Source organism: Duganella sp. Leaf126 (assembly GCF_001423125.1).
Lineage (GTDB): Bacteria > Pseudomonadota > Gammaproteobacteria > Burkholderiales > Burkholderiaceae_D > Rugamonas.
The window spans coordinates 95,008-106,991 of sequence record NZ_LMNW01000036.1; the positions used below are offsets into that span (position 1 = coordinate 95,008).

An 11,984-nucleotide genomic window follows, 5' to 3' on the forward strand; every position below is an offset into this window, starting at 1 on the left:
CAGGGATTGACCTTTCTGCACTACAATACGGCATCAAAAATAAAGAGTTCCGTCGTGTCCAATCTAGTCGAAATTCGCGATTTACACTTCTCATATGGGAAACGGGCCATCCTGTCCGGACTGAGCATGGATTTCCCACGTGGAAAAGTGATCGCCGTCATGGGTGGCTCGGGCAGCGGCAAGACCACGGTATTGCGCCTGATCGGCGGCCAGCTGGTGCCGCGCCGGGGCCAGGTCAAGGTGCAGGGCCAGGTGGTCCACAAACTCAATACGGCCGGGCTGTACCTGCTGCGCCGCAAGATGGGCATGCTGTTCCAGCATGGCGCGCTGTTTACCGATCTTACCGTCTATGAAAACGTCGCTTTCCCGCTGCGCGAACACACCGATCTGCCGGAAGAACTGATCCGCAACCTGGTATTGATGAAGCTGCACGCGGTCGGCCTGCGCAATGCCGCGGCACTGAAGCCCGGAGAAATCTCGGGCGGCATGGCGCGCCGCGTGGCGCTGGCGCGCTCGATCGCGCTCGACCCGGAACTGATCATGTACGACGAGCCGTTCGCCGGCCTCGACCCGATCTCGATGGGTGTCACCGCCAACCTGATCCGCAACCTGAACACGGCGCTCGGCTCGACCACGGTGCTGGTGTCGCACGACGTCAAGGAGTGCTTCGCGATCGCCGACTATGTTTATTTCCTGTCGCAGGGCAAGATTGTTGCGCACGGCACGCCGGCCGACATGATGGCGTCCACCGACCCGTATGTGCACCAGTTCGTCAACGCGGAAGCGGACGGGCCGGTGCCGTTCCACTATCCCGGCAAATCCCTGGCCGACGACCTGGGCCTGGGAGTCAAAGCATGAGTGTCAAAAACCTGTTGTCACGGCTCGGTGCGCCGCTGCGCGATTTCGTCGAGGGCATCGGCTTCGCTGCGCGCACCTTCCTCGAAATCCTGCGCCTGTCGCCGGGCCTGATCTTCCGCCGCCCGCACCTGCTGGTCGAGCAGCTGCATTTCATCGGCAATTATTCGATGGTCATCATCACCCTGTCCGGCCTGTTCGTCGGCATGGTGCTGGGCCTGCAGGGCTATTACACGCTCAACAAGTACGGCGCCGAGCAGTCGCTGGGCCTGCTGGTCGCGCTGGGCCTGACGCGCGAGCTGGGGCCGGTCATCACTGCGCTGCTGTTTGCCGGCCGCGCCGGCACCTCGCTGACGGCCGAAATCGGCCTGATGAAGGCCGGTGAGCAACTGTCGGCCATGGAAATGATGGCGGTCAATCCGATCCAGCGCGTGCTGGCGCCGCGCTTCTGGGCCGGCGTGATCTCGGTGCCGCTGCTGGCGTCGGTCTTCAGCGCGGTGGGCGTGATGGGCGGCTACCTGGTCGGCGTGCAATTGATTGGCGTGGACGAGGGCGCCTTCTGGTCGCAGATGCAGGGCGGCGTCGACCTGTTCAAGGATGTGCTCAACGGTTTCGTCAAGAGCATCGTGTTCGGCGTGGCGATCACCTTCATCGCGCTGTACCAGGGTTACCAGGCACGGCCGACGCCGGAAGACGTGGCGCGCGCCACCACCCGCACGGTCGTGATTTCGTCGCTGATGGTCTGGTGGCTGGACTTCATGTTGACGGCGCTGATGTTCAGCAAATAGTTGTAAGATTAATGAGAATTAACGAGGATAGTTATGCAACGCAAATCTCTGGATGTCTGGGTCGGCCTGTTTATCGTCATCGGCGTGGCGGCCCTGATGTTTCTGGTGTTAAAGGCCAGTAATACCGGCTCCCTGTCGTTCGGTAAGACCTATGCCATCACGGCCAAGTTCGACAACATCGGCAGCCTGCGTCCGCAGGCAGCGGTCAAGGCGTCGGGCGTGGTGATCGGCCGCGTGGGCGACATCAGTTTCGACGACAAGACGTACCAGGCGCTCGTTACCCTGAACATGGATGAGGGTTATAAATTCCCCAAGGACAGCTCGGCCAAGATCCTGACCGCTGGCCTGCTGGGGGAGCAATATGTCGGCATCGAAGCCGGCGGCGACGAGAAAAACCTGGTCGCCGGAGACAAAATCGCACGGACCCAGTCGGCTGCCGTGCTGGAAGACCTGATCAATCAGTTCATCTACAGCAAGGCTGCCGAAGGTAAAAAGGACGACTAAATGAAAAGCAATAAAAACGCCTTGCGCACCGGCATGCTGGTGCTGGGAACCGCGATGATGCTGGCCGGCTGCGCCGGCCCCAACCCGCGCGACCCCTACGAAAGCTATAACCGCGCCATGTTCAACTTCAACGACAAGGTCGATACCTACGCGTTGAAGCCGGTGGCTACTGTCTATCGCGACGTCACGCCGTCGTTCGTGCAAACGGGCGTGGGCAACTTCTTCGGCAATATTTCCGATGCCTGGAGCGCCGTCAACAACCTGTTGCAAGGCAAGGGGGAGGACGGCATGACCGACCTGACCCGCTTTGCGCTGAACTCCACGCTGGGCATCCTGGGCCTGTTCGACATCGCCACCCCGGCCGGCCTGGAAAAGCACAAGGAAGACTTCGGCCAGACCCTGGGCGTCTGGGGCCTGGAACCGGGACCTTACCTGGTGTTGCCGCTGCTGGGGCCGTCCACCGTGCGCGACACGGTGGCCCTGCCGGCCGATTTCGCCGGCAACCTGTGGCGCTACAAGGACCCGGTCCACGTGCGCAACATCGGCACCGGCATCAACCTGGTCGATACCCGCGCCGGTTTGCTGGACGCCGGTTCGCTGTTTGAAGCGGCAGCCCTGGACCGCTACGAATTCATGCGCGACGGCTATCTGCAGCGCCGTGAAAACCAGGTCTTCCCGGACGGCAATCCCCGCAAGAAAAAGCAGGACGCCGATCCGTATGGCGAAGACGACGGCGGCGCGGCCAAGCCGGCCGACGGGCAAGCAGCCCCGGCCAGCCCAGCTGCACCGGCCGCAGACCCAGCAACGCCGGCGCCGGCAACCGAGCAGACGCCGGCAGCAGTGCCCGCTCCGGCAGCAACGCCAGCGCCAGCAGCAGAACCGGCCCAGGCACCAGCGCCGGCTACGCCGCAAGCGGACGCTGCCCCTGCCGTCAGCACCGTGCAAACTGTTGCCGCCCTGGAAACTTCGCCAACCGTGTCAGCGGAATCTGCCCCGAACGCGTTAAACTCTGACCCCCAAGCTGCACATTGACACCAGCTTGTGACCCGAAGAACTTACTAAAGGTAGATAAACGATGAATCTGATCAAACAACTGATAGCAGTCGCCGCCGTCGCCACGATGGGTTTCACCATGAACGCGCAAGCGGCCGAGGCGCCCGATGCATTGGTCAAGCGCATCAGCGAAGACGTGATCAACACCGCCAAGTCCGACAAGGATATCCAGGCCGGCAACCAGCAAAAAATCATGTCGCTGGTCGAAAACAAGATCCTGCCGTACGTCGATTCCAACCGCATGACCGCGCTGGCGGCCGGCCGCTTCTGGCGCCAGGCCTCGCCTGAGCAGCAGAAAGCGCTGTCGGACCAGTTCCGCACGCTGCTGGTGTACACGTACTCGGGCGCGCTGTCGCAGATCAAGAACGAAACCATCACCTTCAAGCCGCTGCGTGCCGACGCGGCCGACACCGACGTCGAAGTGCGCTCGCAAGTCAACATGTCGCGTGGCGACCCGGTACTGCTGAACTACCGCGTGGCCAAGGCTGGCGACAGCTGGAAGATCTATGACATCAACGTCATGGGCGCGTGGCTGGTGGAAACCTACAAGGGCACGTTCACGTCCGAGATCAACAAGGGCGGCATCGACGGTCTGATCAAGACCCTGGCCGAGAAGAACAAGTCCCTGGCCAGCAAGCCGCTCACGACCAAGCCTGCCACGCCAGGCAAGTAACCAGTCCCTCACCAGTCAGTACCAAGCCACCGCCATGACCACCGACGCCACCGACAACCTGCAATCGCTCACGTCCCTGACCGTGCTCAACGCCACTGCGGCGCAAGAGCGCGGCCTGGCCGCCATCAAGGCCGGCCAGCGGACGTTTGATTTAAGCAACGTTACAGCGGTGGACTCGGTGGCCGTGTCGGTCCTGCTGTCCTGGCAGCGCGCCGCGCGCGCGGCCGGGACGCAGCTCACGCTGCGCAACCTGCCGGCGTCGCTGAAAAACCTGACCAAGCTGTATGGCGTGTGCGGCCTGGTATTTCCGGATCAACAAGAAACGCAAGACACCACCGTCGCCATGGCCGCTGCGCCTGCCGACCAGCATCACCATCATTGACCTCCGCCCTTCCCGTTGCCGCCGGCCGTAACACCTGGTCGCCGTCGTCAGCGTTGCGATAACCGCCGGTCCGGCTCGACCGACCCGAATTTCCCCTATAATTGAACGTTGCCGCGGCTACAAGCTGTGGCGCTCCCGGATTCACCGCCACACGCCGTTTTGGCCGCTGGCGGGCACCCAGCGCCGGCCCTGCCGCCGCACAACCTAAAGTCGAGAATGTCAGCAATCCAAATAACGAATGTCGAGAAGCGCTACAAGTCGCTCCAGGCACTGGGCGGCGTGTCGCTCACCATCGAGGAGGGCGAGTTTTTCGGCCTGCTGGGCCCGAACGGCGCCGGCAAGACCACACTGATTTCCATCATCGCCGGCCTGATCCGGCCCGACGCCGGCACGGTCAGCATCCACGGCCATGACGTCACCGGCGACTTCCGCGCCGCACGGCGCAAGCTCGGCGTGGTGCCGCAGGAACTGGTGTTCGACCCGTTCTTCACCGTGCGCGAAACGCTGCGCCTGCAGTCGGGCTACTTCGGCCTGCCCAACAACGATGCCTGGATCGACGAGGTGATGCACAACCTCGACCTGACCGGCAAGGCCGACACCAATATGCGCGCGCTGTCGGGCGGCATGAAGCGCCGCGTGCTGGTGGCGCAGGCGCTGGTGCACAAGCCGCCCGTGATCGTGCTCGACGAGCCGACCGCCGGCGTCGACGTGGAACTGCGCCAGACGCTGTGGAAGTTCATCTCGCGCCTGAACCGCGAAGGCCACACGGTGGTGCTGACCACCCACTACCTGGAAGAAGCGCAGGCCATGTGCAAGCGCGTGGCCATGCTCAAAAGCGGCAAGGTCGTCGCGCTCGATTCGATGGCGGCGCTGATCCGCCGCATCTCGGGCTCGCAGCTGATCGTCAACATGACGGCCGGCGACCTGCCGGAGGACCTGCGCCACCTGGTCACGCACCCCGAGGTGTCCGACCATGGCCGCAAGTACAGCCTGCGCATCAACGAGTATGCGGAAGTGGAGGGCATCCTGGCGCGCCTGCGCGAGTCGGGCGCCGTGATCGACGAGATGCAGCTGCAGCAGGCCGACCTCGAAGACATCTTCCTGCAAATCATGGACAAGGGGACCGTATGAACTTCATCTCGAGCGGTTTCCGCACCCTGGTCTACAAGGAGACGCTGCGCTTCTGGAAGGTTGCCACCCAGACCGTGGCCGCGCCGATCCTGACCGCCATGCTGTACCTGCTGATCTTCGGCCACGTGCTCGAAGGGCGGGTGCAGGTGTACGAGGGTGTCAGCTACACCGCGTTCCTGATTCCGGGCCTGGTGATGATGAGCGTGCTGCAAAACGCGTTCGCCAATTCGTCGTCGTCGCTGATCCAGTCCAAGATCACCGGCAACCTGGTGTTCGTGCTATTGACGCCGCTGTCGCACTGGGAGATCTTCTCGGCCTACGTGATCGCCGCCATGGTGCGCGGCCTGGCCGTGGGCCTGGGCGTGTTTGCCGTCACCGCCTGGTTTGCCCACATGAGCTTTGCAGCGCCGCTGTGGATTATCGTGTTTGCCCTGCTGGGCGCGGCCATCCTCGGCACCATGGGCCTGATCGCCGGCATCTGGGCCGAGAAATTCGACCAGCTGGCCGCGTTCCAGAACTTTTTGATCATGCCGCTGACGTTCCTGTCCGGCGTGTTCTACTCGATCCACTCGCTGCCGACGTTCTGGCTGACGGTCTCGCACCTGAACCCGTTCTTCTACATGATCGACGGCTTCCGCTACGGCTTCTTCGGCCAGTCCGACACCAGCCCCTGGACCAGCCTGGCCATCGTCTCGGCCTTCTTGGTGGTGCTGTCGCTGGCGGCGATCCGCCTGCTGCGCAGCGGCTACCGGCTGCGTCACTAAGCTGAACATAAGCTGAACACCATGCGTCAACTACAGATAACAGATTTAACACAGGACCCCATCATGGCTACCACTCCAGAACTGATCCACGGCTATATCTCGGCCGGGCTCGAATGCACGCACCTCGAAGTGGACGGCGACGGCCAGCACTTCCAGGCCATCATCGTGTCGCCGGCGTTCGCCGGCAAGCGTCCGATCCAGCGCCACCAGCTGGTGTACGCGGCGCTGGGCGACCGCATGCGCGAGGAAATCCACGCGCTGTCGATGAAAACCCTCACCCCGGAAGAATACCAAGGCTAAGCATGGACAAGCTTCTCATTGAAGGCGGTCACCGCCTGCACGGCGACATCACGATCTCGGGCGCCAAGAACGCCGCCCTGCCCATCCTGTGCGCCGGCCTGCTGACGTCGGGCGACGTCGAACTGTCCAACGTGCCGCACCTGCACGACGTGGCCACGATCTTGAAACTGCTGGGCCAGACGGGCCTGAAAGTCAGCCAGGACACCGACAAGGTCACCCTCAACGGTGCGGCCATCGACAAGCTCGAAGCGCCATATGAGCTGGTGAAAACCATGCGCGCCTCGATCCTGGTGCTCGGTCCCCTGCTGGCGCGCTTCGGCCAGGCCAAGGTCTCGCTGCCGGGCGGCTGCGCCATCGGTTCGCGTCCGGTGGACCAGCACATCAAGGGCCTGCAGGCGATGGGCGCCGAGATCCACATCGAGGCCGGCTACATCTACGCCAAGTGCGCCAAGCTCAAGGGCGCGCGCATCGTCACCGACATGATCACCGTCACCGGCACCGAAAACCTGCTGATGGCCGCCACCCTGGCCGACGGCGAGACCGTGCTGGAAAACGCCGCCTGCGAACCGGAAGTGACCGACCTGGCCAACCTGCTGGTGGCCATGGGCGCCCGGATCGAGGGCATCGGCACCAACCGCCTGGTGATCCAGGGCGTGGCCGAGTTGCACGGCGCCAGGCACGCCGTGATCTCGGACCGGATCGAAGCGGCGACCTTCCTGTGCGCAGTGGCGGCCACCGGCGGCGACATCACGATCCGCAACACCCGCGTGGACATCATGGATGCGGCGCTCGACAAGCTGCGCGAAATGGGCCTGCAACTGACCGTGGGCGAGAACTGGATCCGCGCGCAGATGGACCAGCGCCCGCACCCGGTGACGTTCCGCACCACCGAATACCCGGGCTTCCCGACCGACATGCAGGCGCAGTTCATGGCGGTCAACACCATCGCCGATGGCGCCAGCCGCGTAACCGAAACCATCTTCGAAAACCGCTTCATGCACGTGCAGGAGATGAACCGCCTGGGCGCGGCCATCGAGACCGACGGCAACACCGCCTTCATCAAGGGCGTCGAGCAGCTGGTCGGCGCGCCGGTGATGGCAACCGACCTGCGCGCCTCGGCGTCGCTGGTGATCGCCGCCATGGCCGCCCGCGGCGAAACGCTGATCGACCGCATCTACCACCTCGACCGCGGTTACGACCAGATGGAAGTGAAGCTGTCGGCGGTGGGCGCGAACATCAGGCGCATCAAGTAAGGCAGCAGCCTGGACGCCAGCACGTCATTCCCGCGCAGGCGGGAATCCAATTGGGTCCCCGCCTGCGCGGGGACGACGGAGCGGGCGATCACTAAAAAAACGGACCGTATCATGAACGCATTTCCAGACAACCAGCAACTGATCCTCGCCCTGTCCAAGGGCCGGATTTTCGACGACACCCTGCCGCTGCTGGAAGCGGCCGGCATTACCGTCACTGAAAATCCCGAGACGTCGCGCAAGCTGATCCTGGCCACCAACGACCCCGGCGTGCGCGTGCTGATCGTGCGCGCCACCGACGTGCCGACCTATGTCCAGCATGGCGCGGCCGACTTCGGCGTGGCCGGCAAGGACGTGCTGCTCGAGCATGGCGGCGAAGGCCTGTACCAGCCGATCGACCTCAATATCGCCGCCTGCCGCATGTCGGTGGCGGTCAAGAACGGTTTCGATTACGAGACCGCCGTGCGCCAGGGCGCGCGCCTGCGCGTGGCCACCAAGTTCGTGCAGACCGCGCGCGAGCACTTCGCCAAGAAGGGCGTGCACGTCGACCTGATCAAGCTGTACGGTTCGATGGAACTGGCGCCGCTGGTCGGCCTGTCCGACGCCATCGTCGACGTGGTCAGCACCGGCAACACGCTGCGCGCCAACGACCTGGTGGAAGTGGAAGCGATCATGGACATCTCGTCGCGCCTGATCGTCAACCAGGCCGCCCTGAAGCTCAAGCGACAGCGCCTGCAGCCGATTCTCGCAGCGTTCGAGCGCGCGGCCAAAAAATAACCTCCTTGTTTGACACGCCGGAAGCCATCATGTCGATTCAGATTACCAAGCTCGATTCCACCCAAGCCGATTTTCAGACGTCCCTGCACACCTTGCTGGCATTTGAAGCAGGCACCGACGAGGCGATCGAGCGCGCCGTGGCCGGCATCCTGGCCGACGTCAAGGCGCGCGGCGACGCCGCCGTGCTCGATTACACCAACCGCTACGACCGCATTCCCGACGGCGGCGCCGCCAGCATGGCCGCTTTCGAGATCGGCCAGGCCGAACTGCAGGCGGCGCTGGCCGGCATCCCCGCCGCCCAGCGCGCAGCGCTCGAGGTGGCCGCGCAGCGCATCCGCGTGTTCCACGAACGGCAAAAGCAGGAACTGAACGGTTTTACCTATACCGAGCCTGACGGCACCATCCTCGGCCAGAAGGTCACGCCGCTCGACCGCGTCGGCATCTACGTCCCCGGCGGCAAGGCCGCCTATCCGTCGTCGGTGCTGATGAACGCGATTCCGGCCCACGTCGCGGGCGTGCAGGAAATCATCATGGTGGTGCCGACCCCGGACGGCGTGAAAAACCAGCTGGTGCTCGCTGCTGCCGCGATCGCCGGCGTCACGCGCGTGATCACGATCGGCGGCGCGCAAGCGGTGGCCGCGCTGGCCTACGGCACCGAGACCATCGCGCCGGTCGATAAAATCGTCGGTCCCGGCAACGCCTACGTGGCCGCTGCCAAGCGCCGCGTGTTCGGCATCGTCGGCATCGACATGATCGCCGGTCCGTCCGAAATCCTGGTCATCTGCGACGGCACCACCGACCCGGACTGGGTGGCGATGGACCTGTTCTCGCAGGCCGAGCACGACGAACTGGCGCAGGCCATTCTGCTGTGCCCGGACGCGGACTACATCGCCCGGGTGGAGGCGAGCATCGCCCGGCTGCTGCCGACCATGCCGCGCCAGGATACGATCCGCACGTCGCTGACCGACCGCGGCGCGCTGGTCAAGGTGCGCGACATGGACGAAGCGTGCGCGATCGCCAACAGCATCGCTGCCGAGCACCTGGAAATCTCGGCCGAACACCCGCAGCAGTGGGCCGACAAGATCCGCCACGCGGGCGCCATGTTCCTCGGCCGCTTCTCGTCGGAGTCGCTGGGCGACTATTGCTGCGGCCCGAACCACGTGCTGCCGACTTCGCGCACGGCGCGCTTCTCGTCGCCGCTGGGCGTCTACGATTTCCAGAAGCGCTCGTCGATCATCCACGTCAGCGAAGCGGGCGCCCAGACCCTGGGCAAGATCGCGGCCGCACTGGCGTATGGCGAAGGCCTGCAGGCCCACGCACGCAGCGCCGAGCTGCGCCTGCAGGCCGGGACCGACACGCAATGACCGACAAGTGGCGCAACCAGGTCTTTTGCGAGGATGCGCTGGCCGGGCTGGCCCGCATCCCCGACGGTTCCATCGACCTGATCCTGACCGACCCGCCATACAACCTGGGCAAGGACTACGGCAACGCGTCCGACCAGCAGACGGTCGATGACTATCTGCGCTGGACCGAGCAGTGGATCGACGCGGCGCTGCCCAAGCTCAAACCGAACGGCAGCCTGTACATCTTTCTGACGTGGCGCTTTTCGCCCGAGATCTTCGTGCTGCTGAAACAGCGCATGACGATGATGAACGAGATCATCTGGGACCGCCGCGTGCCGTCGATGGGCGGCAGCGTGCGCAGCTTTTCGTCGGTGCACGACACCATCGGTTTTTTCGTGCGCCGCAAGGATTATTATTTCGACCTCGACGCCGTGCGGATTCCGTACGATGCCGAGACCAAGAAGGCGCGTTCGCGCTCGATCTTTATCGGCGCCAAGTGGCTCGAAGTCGGTTACAACCCCAAGGATCTGTGGAGCGTGTCGCGCCTGCACCGCGAGCACCCGGAACGCGCCGACCACCCGACCCAGAAGCCGCTCGAAATCATCGAGCGCATGATCAAGGCCTCGTGCCCGCCCGACGGCGTGGTGCTCGACCTGTTCATGGGCAGCGGCACCACGGCAATTGCCGCCCGCCGCTGCGGGCGCAGCTTCGTCGGCTTCGAACTCAATCCCGACTACTGCGCCATCATCGATGCACGGCTGGCGGCGCTGGAGCTGCCGCCGGTGGCCAAGAAGAAGCCGGCGCCCGCAAAGCCGGCCGCAAAGGCTGCAGCGAAAGCCGCACCAAGGGCCGTCACCAAGGCAGCAACGAAGGCAGCAACGAAGGCAGCAACTGCGACAGTATCAAAGACCGCAGCCAAGGCATCACCAAAGACTGCAGCCGAGGCAGTCCCCAAGGCTGCACCGCAAGCCGCACCCAGAAAAATCGCCGTTGCCAAGCCCAGGGCAGCCGCCAAACGACCGTTAATCGTAGCCTGAACAGGAGCCCTGCCAGATGTCCGCCATCGACACCCTCATCGCCCTAGCCATCCGCCCGGACATCGTCGCCATGCATGGCTACCATGTGGCCGACGCGAGCGGCTATACCAAGCTCGATGCGATGGAAAACCCGTACCAGCTGCCGGCGCCCCTGCTGCAGGAACTCGGTGCGCGCCTGGCTGCCGCCACCCTGAACCGCTACCCGGTCGCGTCCTACGATACCCTGAAACAGAAGGTGTGCGCCACGCTCGGCGTGCCGGCCGGTTACGACGTCATGCTCGGCAATGGCTCGGACGAACTGATCTCGATCCTGTGCATGGCCTGCGCGCGCCAGGACCGGCGCGCCGTGGTGCTTTCGCCCACGCCGTCGTTCGTGATGTATGCGCGCTCGGCGCAGTACGCGGGCATGGATTACGTCGGCGTGCCGCTCAAGGCCGACCTCACGCTCGACCTGCCGGCCATGCTGGCGGCGATTGCCGAACACCGGCCGGCGCTGGTGTTCTTGTCGTACCCGAACAACCCGACCGGCAACCTGTTTGCCGACAGCGACATCGTCGCCATCATCGAGGCGCTGGACGGCTTCGGCCTGGCCGTGGTCGACGAGGCCTACGAGCCGTTCGCCCAGCAGACCTTCATGGACCGCCTGCCGCAGTACGACAGCCTGGTCGTGATGCGCACGGTATCGAAGCTGGGCCTGGCCGGCATCCGCCTCGGCTACATGTCGGCGGCGCCCGCGCTGCTGGCGCAGCTCGACAAAGTGCGGCCTCCTTACAACATCAACGTGCTGACCCAGACAGCGGCCGAATTCGCGCTCGACCACGTCGGGGTACTGAACCAGCAGGCGGCCGCCTTGCGCGCCGCACGCGCCGATCTGATGGCTGCATTGGCAAAATTTCCCGGTGTGCAGGTATTCCCGTCGGCGGCGAACTTTATCCTGGTCCGCGTGCCCGATGCCGAGGCCATCAACGCCAAACTACTGTCTCACAAGGTATTAATAAAAAATGTGAGTAAAATGCATGCTGTGCTGACCAACTGTTTGCGCATCACGGTCAGCACCCCGGCAGAAAACGCCACCTTCCTCGATGCCTTCGCCGCATCGCTGGCAGCCTGAGTAACCTCGCGAGCCC

At 64.1% G+C, this 11,984-nt stretch carries 14 protein-coding genes; all 14 read left to right on the plus strand.

Translation table 11 applies throughout. The features are described from left to right. Positions 1 to 54 precede the first annotated feature (54 nt). The 14 genes from ASF61_RS21825 (at position 55) to hisC (ending at position 11,968) form a co-directional block, all read left to right on the plus strand. Positions 55 to 858 carry an ABC transporter ATP-binding protein gene (locus tag ASF61_RS21825; RefSeq protein ID WP_082491880.1) on the plus strand — a complete coding sequence of 268 codons (804 nt, stop codon included), beginning with the start codon at positions 55 to 57 and terminating at the stop codon, positions 856 to 858. Next, positions 855 to 1,643 (plus strand): lipid asymmetry maintenance ABC transporter permease subunit MlaE, encoded by a 789-nt coding sequence (gene mlaE, locus ASF61_RS21830; protein ID WP_056160879.1) that lies wholly within the window; start codon positions 855 to 857, stop codon positions 1,641 to 1,643. The genes ASF61_RS21825 and mlaE overlap by 4 nt, the downstream gene beginning before the upstream one ends. 33 nt (positions 1,644 to 1,676) lie before the next feature. Further along, entirely contained in the window at positions 1,677 to 2,147 is a 471-nt protein-coding gene (gene mlaD / locus ASF61_RS21835; RefSeq protein WP_056160882.1) for an outer membrane lipid asymmetry maintenance protein MlaD, read from the plus strand. Beyond that, positions 2,148 to 3,179 carry a VacJ family lipoprotein gene (locus tag ASF61_RS21840; RefSeq protein ID WP_056160884.1) on the plus strand — a complete coding sequence of 344 codons (1,032 nt, stop codon included), beginning with the start codon at positions 2,148 to 2,150 and terminating at the stop codon, positions 3,177 to 3,179. A gap of 43 nt (positions 3,180 to 3,222) precedes the next feature. Further along, the gene (locus ASF61_RS21845; protein ID WP_056160886.1) at positions 3,223 to 3,873 is read left to right on the plus strand and encodes a phospholipid-binding protein MlaC; all 651 of its coding nucleotides are present in this window, start codon (positions 3,223 to 3,225) and stop codon (positions 3,871 to 3,873) included. A gap of 34 nt (positions 3,874 to 3,907) precedes the next feature. Next, on the plus strand, positions 3,908 to 4,255 hold the full coding sequence (locus ASF61_RS21850; RefSeq protein ID WP_056160888.1) for a lipid asymmetry maintenance protein MlaB: 348 nt from the start codon (positions 3,908 to 3,910) through the stop codon (positions 4,253 to 4,255). Positions 4,256 to 4,471: 216 nt separating this feature from the next. Next, the gene (locus tag ASF61_RS21855; RefSeq protein ID WP_056160890.1) at positions 4,472 to 5,386 is read left to right on the plus strand and encodes an ABC transporter ATP-binding protein; all 915 of its coding nucleotides are present in this window, start codon (positions 4,472 to 4,474) and stop codon (positions 5,384 to 5,386) included. Then, positions 5,383 to 6,150: an ABC transporter permease gene (locus ASF61_RS21860; RefSeq protein ID WP_056160892.1), complete on the plus strand. Its 768-nt coding sequence runs from the start codon at positions 5,383 to 5,385 to the stop codon at positions 6,148 to 6,150. The genes ASF61_RS21855 and ASF61_RS21860 overlap by 4 nt, the downstream gene beginning before the upstream one ends. A gap of 63 nt (positions 6,151 to 6,213) precedes the next feature. Further along, complete coding sequence (locus tag ASF61_RS21865) at positions 6,214 to 6,450, plus strand: BolA family protein (RefSeq protein WP_019924129.1); 237 nt, start codon at positions 6,214 to 6,216, stop codon at positions 6,448 to 6,450. Positions 6,451 to 6,452: 2 nt separating this feature from the next. Further along, positions 6,453 to 7,703, plus strand: a complete 1,251-nt coding sequence (murA, locus tag ASF61_RS21870) for a UDP-N-acetylglucosamine 1-carboxyvinyltransferase (RefSeq protein WP_056160894.1) — start codon at positions 6,453 to 6,455, stop codon at positions 7,701 to 7,703. Between the two features lie 111 nt (positions 7,704 to 7,814). Then, positions 7,815 to 8,477 (plus strand): ATP phosphoribosyltransferase, encoded by a 663-nt coding sequence (hisG, locus tag ASF61_RS21875; RefSeq protein WP_056160896.1) that lies wholly within the window; start codon positions 7,815 to 7,817, stop codon positions 8,475 to 8,477. A gap of 29 nt (positions 8,478 to 8,506) precedes the next feature. Beyond that, the gene (gene hisD, locus ASF61_RS21880) at positions 8,507 to 9,841 is read left to right on the plus strand and encodes a histidinol dehydrogenase (RefSeq protein ID WP_056161115.1); all 1,335 of its coding nucleotides are present in this window, start codon (positions 8,507 to 8,509) and stop codon (positions 9,839 to 9,841) included. Beyond that, complete coding sequence (locus ASF61_RS21885; RefSeq protein WP_056160899.1) at positions 9,838 to 10,857, plus strand: site-specific DNA-methyltransferase; 1,020 nt, start codon at positions 9,838 to 9,840, stop codon at positions 10,855 to 10,857. The genes hisD and ASF61_RS21885 overlap by 4 nt, the downstream gene beginning before the upstream one ends. Positions 10,858 to 10,873: 16 nt before the next feature. Next, a complete protein-coding gene (gene hisC / locus ASF61_RS21890; RefSeq protein WP_056160901.1) occupies positions 10,874 to 11,968 on the plus strand; it encodes a histidinol-phosphate transaminase in 1,095 nt (364 codons plus the stop codon). The last annotated feature ends 16 nt before the right edge of the window (positions 11,969 to 11,984 follow it).